Below are 17,208 nucleotides of genomic sequence, written 5' to 3'. Positions count from 1 at the left end.
TTTAGACAGATAAAATGATATTCATCAGCTAAGCGATGGAGGTAAGACAATGCAATTGAAGCAACACCGAAAGATGATGTTGGCTATAACCATATCCTATACTCTTTTGATTCTTTATTTTCTGTTTTTCGCTTTCGGTAGAGTAGGTAAGGTAGATCAAATCACCGAGTACACCTTTATTTTTTTACCGGACGGTTTCTTTAGACTGCCGGGTCTATCCGATCTTCTACATCCTACGCTGATGGACTTTGTGGGTTTCGGGAACATCGCAGCCTTCATCCCTTTTGGGATCTTGATTCCGCTACTATATCGGACCAACTTTATTCGATTCATGACATGGTTCATCCTATCTATTCTCGTGCTGGAGACGATTCAGGCACTAACGTTTCTCGGCAGCTTCGATATAAATGACGTCATACAGAACGCATCGGGCGCAGCCATCGGATTCGGGGCGTTTAAGCTTGGCTTTCGTATGAAAAACGACTGGAGAAATATGGTTGCTACGGGCATTTACAGTGTTGTCCTGATGCTTGGGGTATGGGGGGTCTTCGGGCTGGTTGACCAAACGTTCACCAAAGAAATCGGCCCCTTTGTGGCGATCAACGAATTGCAAGATAGTAACAGAAATCCATCGACGGGTACCAAACGGTACAGTCTTAAGATTAACGGTCAAAATGTAGAACCTAGATATCATGCGTATAGCGTCGAAGGCAAAAAAAAAGAAACGTACACATATACGTTGGGCAATAGGGAGGAGATATATCTCTCTTTGAATTATGGAGAGGTGTAAAATGAATTTTATTAATGAACGAGAAAAGAAATTTACGAAACGACAAATTATATTACTTATATTCATAATAGGATATTATTCCCTTTTAATAATGGCTACCACATTTGGTCGTTCAGCAGAGAATATCTTTGTAAGAACAATTGATTTCGATGTACTGAGCGAGTATCGACAAGTATGGGATCAATTTTCATTTAATTCTTTTTTTCATATCATTGTTAATATAGGTATGCTGTTTCCGTTAGGGATTTTATTGCCTTTATTTAGTGAAGTTTTTTTAAAAGCAAAATGGATGTTAATCAGTTCAGTGACAACATCTTTATTTATTGAAACGCTTCAATTTATAACACGTCGTGGAAGTGCGGAATTAGACGATTTACTTCATAATACCGTAGGAATGATGCTAGGGTATTGCGTATTAAATATAGCTCTTATTATTTTGAAAAAAAAGGGATCATACAAACAAATCGTCAAATATTTAATCTTACCTACTGCAGTAAGCTTCGTCGCACTTGGAATAATTATTTCGTATCAAATGAAGGAATTTGGTAATATGCCATTTGATCCTTATGGGAAAACGGATATGTCCCATGTCACTATAAAAACATCACTAGAGTTAAGTGATGAAGGTAAAACAATGCCTGTTTACGATTCCAAAGGTCAAAAAGTGCGAGACGTCGAAATTATTTCTCCGAATGAAGCATTTCAAAAATTGAAACATGGAGACATTTATCCTATGGGGCCTTTCGGAGCGGGTGAAGAATTTGAAGGTGAGACACTAGTCATTACAGAGTATCATTTAGAGCACGCCACGGATACAAAAGGGTTTTCTCAACCTGTATATATTTTTCGCGTACAGTTAAAAGATAATGACTTAGCTCTTACGGCTCCGCCTATTTCCGCAAGGAAATAATGTGAAATGAGACCCAAGAAAAGGAGGTATAGCCATGGAAATTTTAAAAATCGAGCATCTGTCTAAAATATACGGCAAAGGCGAATCGGCGGTGAAGGCGCTCGACGATGTATCTTTTTCGATCCAGAAAGGCGAATTCGTCGCGATTATCGGTCCGTCCGGATCGGGCAAGTCGACGCTCCTCCATATGCTGGGCGGCGTGGATCGGCCGACTGGCGGTAAAGTTTATGTTGAAGATACGGATATGTATGCCTTGAACGAAACGCAGCTGGCCATCTTCAGGCGCAGGCAAATCGGCCTGATCTACCAATTCTTTAATCTGATTCCCGTTCTGACGGTAGAGGAGAATATGACGCTGCCGCTCTTGCTGGATAACCAAAAGGTAGATCAAAAGCAGTTGGATCGTCTTGTAAATACGCTGAATTTGCAGCATCGATTAAATCACCTGCCGAATCAGCTATCCGGCGGACAACAGCAACGGGTCTCGATCGGCAGAGCACTCATCGGCAATCCTGCGATCATGCTGGCCGACGAGCCGACCGGGAATCTGGACAGCAAGAATAGCAGCGAGATCGTCGACTTGTTAAAAATGTTGAATAAAACCTATCAGCAGACGCTGATTGTTATTACGCACGACGAACGAATTGCCTTGCAAGCCGACAGGATCATTTCAATTGAAGACGGGAGGATTGCCAAAGACGAGGTGATAAGGCGATGAATATTGTTAACACGCTAACCATCCGGCATCTGAAGCAGAACAAGAGACGAACGCTCGTAACCATCATCGGCGTCATCATCTCGGTTGCCATGGTGACCGCCGTCGCTACGCTTGTGTTTTCCTTTTCGGATTTATTGATCAAGCAAGCTATCGCGGATACAGGGGAGTGGCATGTCCAATATCAAGATGTCACCAAAGAACAGCATGCGGCGATACAGGGCGATGACGCAACCAAAACCGTCGCGATGGCAAGAGATCTGGGGTTTGCCCCACTAGAAGGGGGGCAAAATCCCAATAAGCCGTACTTGTTCATCAAGGCATATGACGCGCAAGGTTTCGCGCAATTTCAGGTTGAACTAAGCAAGGGGCGTCTTCCACTTACGGACAAGGAGGTCGTCATATCCGATGCCGTTGCAACGAACGCCAAAGTGAAGTACGACATCGGCGATCGTCTAACCCTTCGCGTCGGCGAACGATTCGAACAAGGGGGCGATCATCCCTTGGATCAGACTGAACCGCTGCGTAGGGAAGACGGCTCAGTGAAGGAAACGTTGCAGCATATCAAGACAAGGGAGTATACGGTGGTAGGCTTCATTAAGACTCCCTTAGGGGAAATGGCCTGGTCCCCGGGGTATACAATCCTTAGCTATGTCGATGACAATATCATCGGGGCAAACGATCGAGTCGATGCGTCGGTGGTGTTACAGCGTGTCAATCCGTTCTTGTTCGCTCATGCGGAGGATTTGGCAGAGAAAAACCATATGGAGTCCGTCCAATATAATAACAGTTTGCTCCGTTATTACGGTTTGTCCAAAAGTAGTGACTCGTCGAGCATGATGTTCTTCTTATCGGCGATCATTATGGGGGTTATTATGATCGGATCGGTGTCGTTGATCTATAATGCTTTTGCGATATCCGTCTCGGAACGTTCCCGCCATTTAGGGATGCTGGCGAGCGTGGGGGCAACGAAAAGGCAGAAGCGTAATTCGGTGCTTTTTGAAGGTGTCGTCATTGGCTTGATCAGCATTCCCATGGGCATCCTATGCGGTCTTGCCGGGATTGGGATCACTTTTTGGTTCATGAATACTATGATTCAAGGGGCATTATGGACCAATGAAAAGCTGACGCTTATCGTCACGCCGTTATCGCTCTTGATTACTTGTGTTGTGTCGATGCTAACGATTTTCATTTCGACGTATCTGCCAGCGATCAAGGCATCCAAGGTATCCGCGGTGGACGCGATTCGCCAAACCACCGACGTCAAGCTTACGGCCAAAGCCGTGAGAACGTCGAAGTTCATTCGCAAGCTCTTCGGGATCGAAGCGGAGATCGGGCTGAAAAACTTAAAACGGAACAAACGGAGATATCATGCCATCGTATTTTCGCTCGTCATCAGCATCGTTTTATTTCTGACGGTCTCGTTTTTTACGGCCGGCTTGACACAATCCCTGGAACTGTCGCGGGAAGGCATCAATTATGATATTGAAGTGGTGCACAGCAATGGAAAAATAATAGACGACCGGTTGATACAATCGATTATATCCCTGGATGACGTCACGGAATATAACGTGATTCGTGAGATGTATGGGAACGCTTGGGTCGATGCAGCGATCATCGCCGATGAATTGCAAGCGAAGGTGAAGAAGGACAAGAGCTTACTGCAAGACGGCAAATACCCTTACGATATTAAGATTCATGCATTGGACGATTCGAGCCTGCAAGCCTATGCCAGAGCGGTCGGCGCAGATTACGCGCAGCTTACGGATCCGGATCATCCCGCCGCGATCGTGATGGATAGGATTCACTACAAAGATATGGACACGGGAAAATACGTCCAGACGAAGGCCATCTATACGAATGTCGGAGAGCATATCGCGTTAACGAACTTCTATAAAGAAAATGGAAAAGAAGCGAAGGCAAACGAAGTGACCGTTGCCGCGTTGACGGATCAAGCTCCGATGGGGATGAGTCCGATAGAAGTAGGTGGGTTAAATATGATCGTGTCGGAACGCGTCATGAATCGATTGGCAGACGACGATCTTGGTAACGTTCAGATGTACCTCCATTTGAAAAGCACGGAACCGCTACGAACGCAGCAGGAAATCGAAGAGATGCAGGAGACCAATCTGAATGTCTTCAATGTATATCAATCCAGGAAAAGCGAAGAGCAACAGATTCTATTGATGTCCGTCTTTTCTTACGGTTTTATCGTATTAATATCTGCGATTTCCATTGCGAACATTTTTAATACGATTTCGACGGGCGTGTCTCTTCGTAAACGAGAATTTGCGATGCTGAAATCCGTCGGCATGACGCCAAAAGGCTTTGCGAAAATGATGAACTATGAAAGTGTTTTTTATGGGGTCAAGTCGCTGCTGTTCGGGCTTCCCGTCAGTTTCGTCGTGATGTATCTGATCTATAGAGCATTTTCGAACAAATTCAGCTACGGATTCACCCTCCCTTGGATGAGCATTCTGTCTGTCATTGTTGCCGTATTTGTCATTGTCGGTTCCGCCATGTTATACTCCGGCGCGAAAGTAAAAAAGGAAAATATTATTGATGCGTTACAGCAAGAGAATATATGATAGCAATAGGCCCTGACTTGATTGAAGTCAGGGCTTGTTTCGCTCTGGTGAGTCTCAACGCAGCTATATACGTGGGGTTTTATTTTATGATTGCAGAGGGCGATGATTTTGCTCGGTACCAGGCAAAGGACTCGGTTATGATATCGAGCAATGCAAGCACGACGATGGCATTTACGAGCCATTCTTTCACATTGGGCCAGTTCGACACAAGGGTTTTAAAATCATTTCCATCGGTGGGTAGAAGGTTCGAGGTAGTCAAATCTTGGATGAAATGGGGATTCCATAGCGTTTTATCCGCAAGCATGATGCACACAAGTATCGTTGGAATAATTGTCATCACGATATGGAAAACCAGCAACTTGCTCGATCTATAACGCACAATAATTCGGACGATTTGCTTCATAATGATAAATGCAGCCACGATCCACAGAAGCGGTGAGTAGTGTCGGAATACATCGATGTTCAGGAACGGAACGGTCGTGAGCACGCCATCGTGGTTCCTCCAAATCCCGAGCAGATCGGTCAAATAGAGACAGACCACCATGACCACAATGGTAAAAAAGATGCCTAAGATTGGCTTTCTCCTTTTGATTTTCAGCTCTGCGTCCGGAATCTGCGGCAAATCGGAGGGCTTCCACGCTTTATTCCTGCTGCCGTTACCGGTAATATTTCTCCGCTGCCTATACTCCATCCAAGTGAATATAACGGTGACCCAAGCGAATCCTTGTGCAGCACCTGTAACGAGAGAGGCCAGGTAGCTTGTAACTGGGTCTAGGCTCCCCGAATGTGAAAGGAATGTCTCGATGGTGAAAACAGCGGTTATCCCTATGACAATCGAGGCCAACACAATCTTGAGCGTAGTCAAGTAAGCGTCGATCAACATTGGGCCGATCAAGTAACGCTCGTACCCGCGATACTTGGCGGCCAGCTCATTCGGAGGCCCTAGCTCAAGCAGCACGCTCTCGATATCCTCTTTTGATGCTTGGCCAGTTGGTATGCGCTCCTCCAGCATATCTTCAATCAGACTTTGCAATTCCCGTTTAATATCCTCTCTTTGCTGCTCGGGCAGACGCTGCGTCACCGCATAAATATAACGGTCAATGATTTCCATGCTACTCTCCTCCTCCAAGATCAGTCAAAACGACATCCATGCTGGCGACTAGCTTGCGCCACTCCTGGTACAGTCCCGTATATACTTCCTTCCCGAACGGGCTGAGCAAATAGTATTTACGGGGGCGCGATTCATTCGTATCCCATCTGCTCTCGAGCAGCCCTTGCTTCTCCAGTCTGCGAAGCAAGGGGTACAAGGTGCCGGGATCAACGGCGATTCCTTTTTCCTCCAATAAGGGTACGAGAGAATAGCCATACCGCGGTTCGGACAATTGACTGAGAACGCCAATGACAATCGTGCCTCGCCGCAGCTCGCTTAATAAACCCATTATCGTTTCATTTACATCCGCCATATGATCAGCTCCTGGAAAATATTATACTGTGTATCACACACTATTGTAAACGGAACAGTATCATTAATTTCACATGATCGAGGATTTAGATGATTCCTCTAGCTCCTTTGGCATCTCGAGGCGGTGGGGGAGGAAATAAGAAAGCCCGATTAGCATATTTTCATTGCTAATGCGGGCGATAATCCTTGCCAGTTTCGAGTTCAAATGTTAGAAATAAACGCGATCATTTTAAATTAACGGGTTGCTGTTGTGTAACGCAATGAATCATACCGCCATCTTTATAAAGTTCTCTCACGTTAATGCCAATAACCTTACGATCAGGGTATAGTTTCTGGATTGCATCGTTTGCTATTTTGTCATTAGGATCATTATAATTAGGCACTAATACAACGGTATTTCCAATGTAATAATTGATATATGAACCTCGGTACCCCAAATTCTTTCCGTTATCTAGCACGACATTGTTTTTGGAAATTGGTAAATACGCATATTGATAAGGCTTGCCAAAGGCATTCTTAGCGTTCATTAATGTGTTAATATCCTTATTGGAGACGCCCCATTCTTCTAAATCCTCTTTTTTCATTGTAATCAGTGTAGACTTATTATAAAACTTAGCAAAACCATCAATATGGAAATCTGTAATATCCAGATCTGGTACACCATCTAACCAAATAAAATTCGTAACACCAAGATTTTCTTCGATCACTTCTTCAATTTCTGCTTCTGATAATTTAGGATTTCTATTCTTGTTCGTAACCGCACTACGTGTTGATAAAAATGTACCATGACCATCTAACTCAAATGCGCCACCTTCAAGTACGACTTCATTGAGATCGATGCGTTCCATACCCAACTGTTTGCTTAGTTTGTTCCCAATGGAGGCATCTTTTTTATACGGCGTTTTCTTGCCCCATCCATTAAAGCCCCAATCCATAAGTTTAAGATTTTTACCTTTGTCGTATACAAAAATCGGAGCTGTATCTCTTGCCCATACATCGTCCGTAGGAATAATATAGAAGTCGATTTTGTCCATATCTATACCCTCATCATATAGAAGATCATAAATATATTCTTTTTCGTATTTATCGTAGGCGATAATATGAACATTTTCCCCTTCGCTTAGAGCGCTTGTCATCTCGATCCAAATGGATTCAAGATTTTCTTTATGGCCGTTACCATAGGTAAAGTTATGGGGCCATTGCAACCAAGTGCCTTCATGCTTGCTGCTCTCATCAGGCATGGTGTATTTGCCTACGTTTTGTTTCTCCATGTTTTTGCCCTCGCCAGCTTTGCTTTGCGTGCACCCAAATAAAATTCCGGCTGCTAATACAACCCCCGTGCACAATACAATCATCTTATTCATGTCCCAATCTCCTTAAGTTCTAGTTGCTTTCTCTTGTAGTAGAATAAGCTTTGACATTGTGTCAAGGTCAAGCAATTATGGTCTTACTTTTGTTGATGATGGGAAAACAGACTTGTGTCACATACTCCTCCACAGGACAATCACATTCTGAACCTTTCAAGTAAGTTTCATAAGGCGGCCCATTCAAGATGTAGCCGTTGCTGTCTATCCACTCTTCAAGCGCCATATGCGCGTATCCGATATCGTCATAACTTCCGATATGCAAGGTCGTAGCAACAAACTTTTGGGGGAGTGTTTTTATTTCCCAGTCACATGATGCATCTTCGTCATTTCCCTGCACGATCTCGATCATCAACTCAATATCGCTGTGATCTGGGGTATATTCTTCGTCGAAAAAAATAGCAGACGGAACACCAAGTAAATGAATATTACTCTCTTCTGCTTTTTCGTATAAGGAATCAATATACTCGTCCATGTTATTAATATTCATCTGCACTCTTTGACTAAGGACATTGACCTCGTTCCTCATGCCGAGCAGGATATCATAAGATCTTCTTTTTCCTGAAATCAAATCCACCTTGAATTCAATCAACTCTTGCATTTCGGCAATAATCTGTTTGTATTGATTCATCTCATATGATAATTCACGGATTTTCGAGTGCATCAATCCGGTAACTGAATCCCTGTCTGATGTCTGAAGGATCGTTCTAATTTCCGGTAGGGAGAATCTATATTCTTTCAGTTTCTTGATCCATAATGCCATCTCTAATTGACTCTTCTCATAATATCTATACCCGTTCGTTGTATCTACGTGTACTGGTTTTAAGAGTTCTTCTTTATCATAGTGTCGTAACATGCGTGCACTCATTTTGCACAGCTGAGAAAATCTGCTGATCGTGTACATATTTCTCTCTTCCTTCGTATGGTATTTCACCATTATATTATTCTAATACATACGATTCATACAATTTTTCGCCGATAGACCCGTTAAGCTGAATAAAAATATCCAAAATTAGGTTAAAAAACAGTTGACTTCATAAACTCCATCATGGTACATTGTGCATGCACAACATACACAATTTAATGAGGAGGTACGGTATGCTGGCATTAGACATTCGTAATTTAAATAAGCAATACCCCAATTTTCAGTTAAAAGACGTATCGTTTCAACTGGAAAAGGGTTATATTATGGGCTTTATCGGAGCCAATGGCGCAGGAAAAACAACCACGATAAAATCGATTTTGAAAATGATTCATATCGATAGCGGCGAGGTATGCATTTTGGGCAAGAATATCGCCGAACACGAAATCGAATTGAAGCAAGAAATCGGATACGCATTCGGCGACATCGATTTCTATACGCGCAGCAAGATGAAAACATTGACCAATGTCATTAAGAAGTTCTACAAGAACTGGGATGATGGAGCCTATTACAACTATCTGAGAAGATTCAAATTAGATGAAAACAAAAAAATTGCCGAATTGTCGACGGGGATGAAAGTAAAGTACAGCTTGGCCCTTGCTCTATCCCATGGCGCGAAGCTTCTCGTCCTTGATGAACCGACAAGCGGACTCGATCCGGTCGCTAGAGACGATCTGTTAGATATTTTTCAAGAACTCATCGTTGATGGCGAAATCAGCATTCTGTTCTCTACTCACATTACGTCCGACTTGGAGAAATGCGCAGATTATATTACTTTCATCGAAAACGGGCAAATTATCGCCAGTTCTGAGAAAAACGAATTTATGGAATCGTATCGTTTACTTAGTGGTAGCGAGAGTCAGCTGCACCAAGTAAAGGACCAGTTGATTTCCTACAAAATCAATTCTTTCGGCTTTACGGGATTGATCCATTCCAGAGACTTCGACCCTTCTTCCGATATTAGAGCAACGACGCCGAGTCTTGAGGAGATCATGATTTATTTCGCGAAAAAGGAGGATATGTATGTATAACTTGGTGATGAAGGATTTGAAATTAGGCGTAAATCCTTGGTTCTTTGCACTTCCTTTACTCATGGGCGCCTTAATGCTTGTTCCCGGCTGGCTCTATTTTCTCGTCCCTCTGTATTTTTGTTGGATAACGATACCGAATATATTTGCCGGGTTTAGAACGCAGAACGATTTGATGTTTACCACGATGATGCCCGTAACCAAAAAAGACATCGTGAAAGCCAGGGTAACCGTTATTGTCATCCTTGAATTATTACATCTTGTCCTTGCGATGATCTATGGCATGATCACGATTCGCCTATACCCGGATCTAACCTACTATTTCTTCGCACCGCATATGGGTTTTTGGGGACTATGTTTTGTCATGCTCGCGATCTTCAACGTGATCTTTATATCCATGTATTACAAGACCGCGTATAAGTATGGCGGGGCAGCGGCAGCATCCATTACGGCCGCTATGCTGTTTGCCGGAGTTGCACAATGGGTCGGAATCCAGAATTCTTTTATCTCTGACACGTTCAATGGTAGCGGAGTTGACAATACGGCGCTTCAAATATCGATTTTGATCGCAGGAATCGTGATATTTATTGCATTCACCATGATTGCTTATCGAATTGCGGTCAAACGGTTCCTAAAAGTTGAAATCTTATGAACGTATCGATCTCGAACACATCTGAAAAACCGATTTATCAGCAGCTTTTCGAACAGATCAGCGCCCAAATTCTGAAAGGCGAGTTAGAAAGCGGCTATTGTTTACCACCCATTCGACAAGCTGCCCTGGAGCTTCGTGTTAGTGTCATCACTGTAAAGAAGGCTTGGGAAGAACTAGAACGAAGTGGTTTGATCAATACCGTAACAGGTAAAGGGTGTTTTGTAGCCGAATTCTCGACCGTTGAGAAGCTGCGAATACGCAACGACATGATCCTGAAGCAAATGGAAAGCGACACAGCATACTACAAGTCCTTTGGCCTCACCCTAGATGAAGTGATTGAGCTGCTGAAAAAGATTTATGAATGATAATTTTTGACAAGGCGCCCAAATGGGTGCCTTTTATTCGCTTTGACGCAGATTTTTTGGCGGGAAATCATGAAGAAGCAACAACGTCGAATATTTAAAGAGGTTTTTGTTAATACCAGTCTATGTAAGCAATTTTCTCTTATATCATTTTTGGTATAATATTTGGTAGATAAGAGGACTAATTTGAAATTTGAGAAGGAGAGATGGAAATGTCGTATATCGTTGATTTTAAGAATGTGTCTACAGTTGGTTTAGAGTCTTCCCCTGTAGCAGAAGCGCTTGCTGGTTTACGTGCGAATGAAGCCCGTTACTTTATGAACAAATACAAGCATGAATTTACGGTTGTACCTGCTAGCGAAAGTCAGGAGACCCTCGATTATGCGAACCGCATTTTGAAAGAAGAACGTAATATTGAGTTTGCGGCCAAACCTTTAGAAACATCACGTTTTCAAGTGGAAAATATCCAATTTGCCTACGTTTTCTACGAGGATGGTCTTGCGATCAATGTCATGTATACGGTGGATGACCCTAAGAAGCGGGCTGTTGGTTTTAAGCTGTCTGAGGGAATGGAAGTGCCACAGGAGTTAGAAGAGAAGTTTAAGTTTGCTAGGCAGAAGTCTAAACTAGCCGGAACCATTCGGGGCTCGTTTTTTGTAATTAAAGGACAATATTAAAGTAAGCAAAGGCTCCCTCCACCATCATGGCGGAAGGGGGCTTTTATGTGCCATTTATTTCTTTGCATCGTGATAGTATTTCATTAAAAAGGAAGTGCGAACAATGAATCTAGAAATGGTTATGCAAGAGCTTGAAGCTCTCGGCAAGGAACGCACCAAGAAGATATACCTATCCAATGGCGCACACGAACCGCTTTTTGGCGTGGCCACAGGTGAGATGAAGCCCATCTTCAGGAAAATAAAACACAATCAACCATTGGCTGAGCAGCTCTATGCTACAGGGAATTATGACGCTATGTACTTTGCAGGAGTGATTGCGGATCCCAAAGCAATGTCTGAGGCGGATTTTGAACGGTGGATTGATGGAGCTTATTTTTACATGCTATCGGATTTTGTGGTAGCAGTAACTTTGGCAGAAACGGATATTGCGCAGGAAGTTGCCGATAAATGGATTGCAAGTGATATAGAGCTGAAAATGTCGGCGGGCTGGAACTGTTACTGCTGGCTGCTCGGAAATCGTCCGGACAGTGAATTTTCCGAAGGGAAGATAGCCGATATGTTGGAACTTGTAAAAAATACGATTCATGATGCTCCTGAACGCACGAAATACGCGATGAACAATTTCATGTACACGGTGGGCGTATCCTATTTGCCGCTTCATGATAAGGCAGTCGAGATTGTGAAGGAAGTTGGCCCGGTCGAAGTCAATCGCGGTAGCGCAAAAAGTAAGTTTTTGAACGCTTTAGATAATATTCAAAAGGCGGAAAATAGAGGCCATCTCGGCTTCAAACGAAAACATGTAAGGTGTTAGTCAATAACGGCGAAAAATTTTGTTCGGATTAAGTTCTGGCAGAATAGAATTAGGGATTACACGATAAATAGGTTATGATGGCAGGTAAGAAAAATGAATGTGATGAACAGGTATTAAAAAACTAGCAGAAGCAGGATAAGAGTGAATGACAAATAATAAAGAACAACGTTACCGTTTTAGTGAAGCACCGATTTGGGATTTGCAGCGCACTTATTATGAAGAAAAAGGAATGAAGGCTTGGAATAACGACCAAGTTCCTCAATATATAACGAGTAATCCGATGATCGCGACTTCCTATGCAGAAATGATATTTGGGTTTCTTCAGGATCGGGCCAGTCAGGAACATGGATCAGAGCCTGTATGGATTGTGGAGCTTGGAGCAGGAGCAGGACGATTGGCTTACCACGTGTTACTTGAGTTATGTCGATTGAGAGATTATGCGGGGATGTCGTTACCTCCGTTCCGATACATTATGACCGATCTGGCAATGAACAATGTGTTAGCTTGGAAGGAGCATCCCGCTTTACAATCCTTTATTGCGGAAGGAGTACTCGATTTTGCGCGATTTGATGCTCTTCATGATACAGCTCTGAACCTGATTGTAGCTGACACAACCATTCGTGAGGGGGATTTAACACAGCCTTTAATCATAGTTGCAAATTACTTCTTTGATAGTATTCCACAAGAGTTGATTTATGTCGGTAATGGTCACATTTACGAAGCGGATGTGATTGTCGAGAGCCCTGAAAATATCGATTCACTTCAACCGTCAGAAGCCTTAAATCAACTATCTTTGCATTATGAGCATCGACGGGCACCGGAATATGAACAAGAAACCTACCCTTACCGTGACATCATTGCCGTGTATCAGGAGCAGTTAGAAGATTCGCATATTTTATTTCCCGTTGCGGCCTTGGTTTGCTTGGAACAGTTGAATCGGTTGTCTCGGAAGGGCTTTCTATTAATAACAGCAGATAAAGGAGATCATCTGCTTGATAACTGGAAATTCTCCGAACCGCCAGAGTTGGTACTACACGGAAGTTTTTCGTTAACGGCAAACTACCATGCTATTCAGGTTTATTATGAACAAAGAGGAGCTACGGCTTTATTTCCCCCGCATCACTATAAGAACATCAATGTGGGTTGTGTTCTCAATTTGGATATTCCGAAGGATTATGCGAATACAAGATTAGCTTATCGTCGATTTATTGAACGCTTTGGGCCGGACGATTTTTTTAGTATGAAGGAATGGGTAGATCGCAATATAGATAGCATGCAGCTACAGCAAATATTAAGTTTTTGGCGTTTAGGTGGATATGATGCGGAATTTCTGATTCAGAGTAAGAAGCAGATCTCTAGTCTGCTGCCAGATGCAAACGATGAAGAAATGTTGGATCTATTAAGAGGCATTCAGAGCATGTGGTCATCGTATTACGTCATGGCGCAGCGTTATAACTTAGCACTGGATGCTGGATTGATCCTGTTTGAGATGGAAATGTACGAAGATTCTAAGCGGTTTTTGGAAATATCGATGCATTCGGACCAGGATCAAATGGCATCAACCGTATTTTATTGTCTGGCCATTTGTTGTATCGAGTTAGAATTAGACGAAGAGGCATTGCAGTACACGCGAAAGTTATTAGAACTTGAGCCTGACCATGAAGAGGCACTGGCATTGCTAAGCCATTTGAATAGAGGATACTGAAACCCAATTTAGTATGCACATAGTCTGTATTAAAAAAAAGAAGTATCAAAGAACAACTGAACGTTCTTGATACTTCTTTTTTCAATTTTAATTGAAAGATTAACTTTGTAGCTTCCCTCTTATGCTAATTTCTTTTGTTTTTGGTCTAAAAGATGACTAAAGAAAGTTAGCATACTTGCACAAACTGCAACAATCCCACCGACCCATGTCACATTCATTAAAGTCCCTTGATGGTATACAATTCCGCCTAATGCAGAACCAAAAGCGATACCTACGTTGCTTGCCACTGGCATAAGTGAAGCAGCAAGCCCTGTTGCTTTTGGCTGATAAATTCCGGCAAGGTCTATTAAATAAAGTTGAGTAGATGTTGTTAAGAGGATGCCCATTAACGACATCAAGCCAATGTTGGCAAGTCCTAAAATAAAATGATTTGTCGTCCAAAATAAACTTGTCAGAACAACTGCCTGCAAGAGAAAAACAAACCGAAGTCGTCCGATTGCATTGTGGCTGGCAATTTTACCAGCGAGGATGTTGCTGAAAATCGAGATAAATCCGTAGCCAAATAAGATTATACTAATTGAATGATTTGGTGCTTCCATTCCCTTCAAGATTGGAACAAGGTACGTATAAACGACATAAGTTGCGCCAAATCCGAGAGCAGGAATGAAAAAAGCCATCAAAATTCGTGGCTTGGTCAATAAAGAAAACTGATCCCGTATCGAACTGCGTATTTGGCTGAGCTTATTAGGCAAAACGAAAAAAGATGTCAAAAACGCCAATCCACCTAGGAAAGTAGTCAACATGAAAGTAGAATTCCAGCCATACCGGTCGGCGAGGACAGTACCAATTGGGACTCCAACGACATTTGCAAGTGTGAAACCACCGAAAACAAATGATATAGCAAGTCCGCGTTTTGCGATTGGCATGGTTTCACTTGCAACAATCATGGCTAAAGAGATTAAAACTCCTGTTACAATCGCCGTCAAAATCCGAAGTGTAAGGAGCATGATATAGCTTGTCGAAATTACGCACAGAGCATTAAGGATTATAAACGATCCTATCAAAAACAACATCCATTTACGCTTTGGAAAATGACTTGTTGCTGACATCACCAGTGGTGTGGCAATGGCAAACGTAATCGCAAACGCAGAAACGAGTGTACCTGCTTTTGCATTTGTCATGTGCAGGCTCGAGGCAATATCGGTTAAGATTCCGACAATAACAAATTCGCTTGTCCCGAGAACAAATGTTAATAAAGTAAGTGTTAAGATGAGCAACCAATGTCTTCTGGATAATTCTGTAGCGTGCATATATACCTCTTTTCTTAGATGAATGTAAATGTGTCACAGGGTAGATACACAATCTAAGCATCATACCATAAACTATTTTAGTTAGAAAAGTCCATACTTATCAAATAGCGGATAATGGATTACCAGGAAGAAAACACACTTTTTTACACGAGTCGAAGCGGGATACAGCATCACTAATCGTGTTAAAGCAGACAAAAACGAACCTCTTGTTCCCCAGAGGTTCGTTATTTATTTTCTTTATTTTCTCGAAGTATTTCATGAAATCTACTTTTTGATAAGAGCCACTGAATCAATGGAATTTGCTTTCGAAAACGTCTATGCCATTTCTCTTCAGGATTATCAGCATATGCGGACTGACATAGGATAAACAAACTCACTCGAGCTATGGCTACAGGAAGAATACTTACTTCTTCTTCCGTAAGACCAATGTACTCTTTTATAAAAAGCTCATCAAAACCCTTGGTGTATGGCAAAATGATATATATTACCCACATGGAATAAGCAATGTCGTGAATTCTTTTTCCATGTTCCATGAAATCAAAATCCATAATACTATATACTTCATTATCTTTATATAATTGATTCCAGAAGTGCCAATCACCATGAATAATGGCTGATGGCAAGTCCTTCTGTGATTGATTCCACGTCGCCATTATATTCTCTGCTATCTTTTCCGCTTCTGAGAGCTGATGACTTGGAATTCCTGGTATTCTCTTCAAATCAGCTAGAGCGTTCGAGTAATAATGAGATGGTCGGTTGAAAGACCAAACAGGCTCTGGTCCTGATTGGGGAAATTGAATCGCTTGGTGAAACGTACTAAGCATACGGGCACTCGCTGCCACTTGTTTGGGCGAGTCTTGAAAGGTTTCCGCTCTCACAAAGGGAGTAACCTGCAGCAATTTATCATTGAAAGAGATGAATGCCTCCCCTTTTTTCGTAAGAATCGGATTTAGGACAGGCAGTCCTTTTTTCGTTAAATTTGCAAGTACTGTTTGTACGTAATTTAGATGCTCAAACCTATTCGGTCGGTTCATTATTCTGGCCACAAATTCTCCTTTACTTGTCTCGATCTTAATATTCAGATTGTAGGATCCTCCTAATTTACGCCCTACCCCTTTAAGCTTTCCGACCGGAAATGAATCGCTTATCATTTTGAGTGCGAATAAAACGTCAGTTGGTAAAGACGTCCCCATACTGATCACTCCTTGTCGCTATATGATCCATCCATATTAAATACATATCTGAATCCAAATCTTTGATGTGCATCATGAATGGACTCAATAATCCAAGCTTCGCTAACCCCTTGAGCATTACCTTAGGTACTGGATACTCCTTATTATAAGAATTCACCAAATCAATAATTTTACAAGTATGCTCGTGGATATAAATGTGAAACAAGGCAATATCTATTCTCGTAAATCCCAGGCGTTTCATTTCATGAATAATGTATAGAATTTGCTCGGATTCAGCTCTTGAGATCGTCTTGGTATTCTCCAATGTTCTCTTTAATGAATGTCCATTAATAAATTCTAAAACCAAGTAATCCTCACCATATTCATATAATTTAGGAATGATCGGAGATCTCTCAGCAAGACGGTAAGCTGTATACTCCATACGTGCATGTTCCTTATTCTTGTAAAATTTAATGCAGCGGTCGGCTGAGATCCGATAGACCATTCCTTGTTTTCCGCGCCCGATTAAAACGGCATCAGTAGGTAAATGTTGCTTATCCACTCCCAATCCCACCCCAGAATGAAATGTATTTAATTTATCATATTTGATATTTAGAAAAGAGACATAGGAGTTTGACCAATTTTAAATACGTTTATCTAAAATCCACGAATGTACAATCATCCATTCACCTAATGACATATGCATAGAGATAGAAGAGACCAACCTGTTATGTGGAGGT

At 42.2% G+C, this 17,208-nt stretch carries 16 protein-coding genes and 1 pseudogene; 10 read left to right on the top strand and 7 right to left on the bottom strand.

Translation table 11 applies throughout. The annotated features are described in order from the left end of the window. Window positions 1–49 precede the first annotated feature (49 nt). The 4 genes and pseudogenes from ACFQZR_RS28540 to ACFQZR_RS28525 all read left to right on the top strand — a co-directional run. Window positions 50–781: pseudogene (locus tag ACFQZR_RS28540) on the top strand (VanZ family protein); the annotation flags it as partial. 10 nt (window positions 782–791) lie between these two features. Beyond that, complete coding sequence (locus tag ACFQZR_RS28535; RefSeq protein ID WP_379351686.1) at window positions 792–1,700, top strand: VanZ family protein; 909 nt, start codon at window positions 792–794, stop codon at window positions 1,698–1,700. 34 nt (window positions 1,701–1,734) lie between these two features. Then, window positions 1,735–2,418: an ABC transporter ATP-binding protein gene (locus tag ACFQZR_RS28530; RefSeq protein ID WP_379351685.1), complete on the top strand. Its 684-nt coding sequence runs from the start codon at window positions 1,735–1,737 to the stop codon at window positions 2,416–2,418. Further along, on the top strand, window positions 2,415–5,003 hold the full coding sequence (locus tag ACFQZR_RS28525; RefSeq protein ID WP_379351684.1) for an ABC transporter permease: 2,589 nt from the start codon (window positions 2,415–2,417) through the stop codon (window positions 5,001–5,003). Before ACFQZR_RS28530 ends, ACFQZR_RS28525 begins: the two co-directional genes overlap by 4 nt. A gap of 79 nt (window positions 5,004–5,082) precedes the next feature. Here ACFQZR_RS28525 and ACFQZR_RS28520 read toward each other — a convergent pair whose 3' ends face one another. The 4 genes from ACFQZR_RS28520 to ACFQZR_RS28505 form a co-directional block, all read right to left on the bottom strand. After that, a complete protein-coding gene (locus ACFQZR_RS28520; protein WP_379351683.1) occupies window positions 5,083–6,114 on the bottom strand; it encodes an HAAS signaling domain-containing protein in 1,032 nt (343 codons plus the stop codon). 1 nt (window position 6,115) lies between these two features. Continuing rightward, window positions 6,116–6,466: a PadR family transcriptional regulator gene (locus tag ACFQZR_RS28515; RefSeq protein WP_379351682.1), complete on the bottom strand. Its 351-nt coding sequence runs from the start codon at window positions 6,464–6,466 to the stop codon at window positions 6,116–6,118. A gap of 223 nt (window positions 6,467–6,689) precedes the next feature. Continuing rightward, window positions 6,690–7,829 (bottom strand): agmatine deiminase family protein, encoded by a 1,140-nt coding sequence (locus ACFQZR_RS28510; RefSeq protein WP_379351681.1) that lies wholly within the window; start codon window positions 7,827–7,829, stop codon window positions 6,690–6,692. 67 nt (window positions 7,830–7,896) lie between these two features. Continuing rightward, window positions 7,897–8,733, bottom strand: a complete 837-nt coding sequence (locus ACFQZR_RS28505; protein ID WP_379351680.1) for a MerR family transcriptional regulator — start codon at window positions 8,731–8,733, stop codon at window positions 7,897–7,899. Window positions 8,734–8,927: 194 nt separating this feature from the next. Between ACFQZR_RS28505 and ACFQZR_RS28500 the strand changes: the two genes are divergently transcribed. The 6 genes from ACFQZR_RS28500 to ACFQZR_RS28475 all read left to right on the top strand — a co-directional run bounded on the left by ACFQZR_RS28500 (window position 8,928) and on the right by ACFQZR_RS28475 (window position 13,986). Then, window positions 8,928–9,782, top strand: a complete 855-nt coding sequence (locus ACFQZR_RS28500; protein WP_379351679.1) for an ABC transporter ATP-binding protein — start codon at window positions 8,928–8,930, stop codon at window positions 9,780–9,782. Beyond that, window positions 9,775–10,431: an ABC-2 transporter permease gene (locus ACFQZR_RS28495; protein WP_379351678.1), complete on the top strand. Its 657-nt coding sequence runs from the start codon at window positions 9,775–9,777 to the stop codon at window positions 10,429–10,431. The genes ACFQZR_RS28500 and ACFQZR_RS28495 overlap by 8 nt, the downstream gene beginning before the upstream one ends. After that, entirely contained in the window at window positions 10,428–10,796 is a 369-nt protein-coding gene (locus ACFQZR_RS28490) for a GntR family transcriptional regulator (RefSeq protein ID WP_379351677.1), read from the top strand. Before ACFQZR_RS28495 ends, ACFQZR_RS28490 begins: the two co-directional genes overlap by 4 nt. Window positions 10,797–11,005: 209 nt before the next feature. Continuing rightward, window positions 11,006–11,470 carry a phage tail protein gene (locus ACFQZR_RS28485; RefSeq protein ID WP_379351676.1) on the top strand — a complete coding sequence of 155 codons (465 nt, stop codon included), beginning with the start codon at window positions 11,006–11,008 and terminating at the stop codon, window positions 11,468–11,470. A 103-nt stretch (window positions 11,471–11,573) separates the two neighbouring features. Then, on the top strand, window positions 11,574–12,281 hold the full coding sequence (locus ACFQZR_RS28480; RefSeq protein WP_379351675.1) for a DNA alkylation repair protein: 708 nt from the start codon (window positions 11,574–11,576) through the stop codon (window positions 12,279–12,281). 145 nt (window positions 12,282–12,426) lie between these two features. Then, on the top strand, window positions 12,427–13,986 hold the full coding sequence (locus tag ACFQZR_RS28475; protein WP_379351674.1) for an SAM-dependent methyltransferase: 1,560 nt from the start codon (window positions 12,427–12,429) through the stop codon (window positions 13,984–13,986). A gap of 119 nt (window positions 13,987–14,105) precedes the next feature. On the opposite strand, the gene ACFQZR_RS28470 is transcribed toward ACFQZR_RS28475, so the two are convergent. The 3 genes from ACFQZR_RS28470 to ACFQZR_RS28460 form a co-directional block, all read right to left on the bottom strand. Then, window positions 14,106–15,296, bottom strand: coding sequence for an MFS transporter (locus ACFQZR_RS28470; RefSeq protein ID WP_379351673.1), 1,191 nt, complete (start codon window positions 15,294–15,296; stop codon window positions 14,106–14,108). 224 nt (window positions 15,297–15,520) lie between these two features. Continuing rightward, entirely contained in the window at window positions 15,521–16,489 is a 969-nt protein-coding gene (locus tag ACFQZR_RS28465; RefSeq protein WP_379351672.1) for a phosphotransferase enzyme family protein, read from the bottom strand. Next, on the bottom strand, window positions 16,467–17,030 hold the full coding sequence (locus ACFQZR_RS28460; RefSeq protein ID WP_379351671.1) for an RIO1 family regulatory kinase/ATPase domain-containing protein: 564 nt from the start codon (window positions 17,028–17,030) through the stop codon (window positions 16,467–16,469). Before ACFQZR_RS28460 ends, ACFQZR_RS28465 begins: the two co-directional genes overlap by 23 nt. Window positions 17,031–17,208 lie beyond the last annotated feature (178 nt).

It is taken from the genome of Paenibacillus sp. GCM10027629, assembly GCF_042676425.1.
GTDB classification, from domain to species: domain Bacteria; phylum Bacillota; class Bacilli; order Paenibacillales; family Paenibacillaceae; genus Paenibacillus_K; species Paenibacillus_K terrigena.
The sequence above is the reverse complement of the archived record's forward strand: the minus strand, read 5'-3'. Positions and strand labels throughout refer to the sequence as shown.

Coding starts and splice junctions, on each gene's coding strand:
- ACFQZR_RS28535 (WP_379351686.1), top strand. CDS start 792: ATGAATTTTATTAATGAACGAGAAAAGAAATTTACGAAACGACAAATT.
- ACFQZR_RS28530 (WP_379351685.1), top strand. CDS start 1,735: ATGGAAATTTTAAAAATCGAGCATCTGTCTAAAATATACGGCAAAGGC.
- ACFQZR_RS28525 (WP_379351684.1), top strand. CDS start 2,415: ATGAATATTGTTAACACGCTAACCATCCGGCATCTGAAGCAGAACAAG.
- ACFQZR_RS28520 (WP_379351683.1), bottom strand. CDS start 6,114: ATGGAAATCATTGACCGTTATATTTATGCGGTGACGCAGCGTCTGCCC.
- ACFQZR_RS28515 (WP_379351682.1), bottom strand. CDS start 6,466: ATGGCGGATGTAAATGAAACGATAATGGGTTTATTAAGCGAGCTGCGG.
- ACFQZR_RS28510 (WP_379351681.1), bottom strand. CDS start 7,829: ATGAATAAGATGATTGTATTGTGCACGGGGGTTGTATTAGCAGCCGGA.
- ACFQZR_RS28505 (WP_379351680.1), bottom strand. CDS start 8,733: ATGTACACGATCAGCAGATTTTCTCAGCTGTGCAAAATGAGTGCACGC.
- ACFQZR_RS28500 (WP_379351679.1), top strand. CDS start 8,928: ATGCTGGCATTAGACATTCGTAATTTAAATAAGCAATACCCCAATTTT.
- ACFQZR_RS28495 (WP_379351678.1), top strand. CDS start 9,775: ATGTATAACTTGGTGATGAAGGATTTGAAATTAGGCGTAAATCCTTGG.
- ACFQZR_RS28490 (WP_379351677.1), top strand. CDS start 10,428: ATGAACGTATCGATCTCGAACACATCTGAAAAACCGATTTATCAGCAG.
- ACFQZR_RS28485 (WP_379351676.1), top strand. CDS start 11,006: ATGTCGTATATCGTTGATTTTAAGAATGTGTCTACAGTTGGTTTAGAG.
- ACFQZR_RS28480 (WP_379351675.1), top strand. CDS start 11,574: ATGAATCTAGAAATGGTTATGCAAGAGCTTGAAGCTCTCGGCAAGGAA.
- ACFQZR_RS28475 (WP_379351674.1), top strand. CDS start 12,427: ATGACAAATAATAAAGAACAACGTTACCGTTTTAGTGAAGCACCGATT.
- ACFQZR_RS28470 (WP_379351673.1), bottom strand. CDS start 15,296: ATGCACGCTACAGAATTATCCAGAAGACATTGGTTGCTCATCTTAACA.
- ACFQZR_RS28465 (WP_379351672.1), bottom strand. CDS start 16,489: ATGGGGACGTCTTTACCAACTGACGTTTTATTCGCACTCAAAATGATA.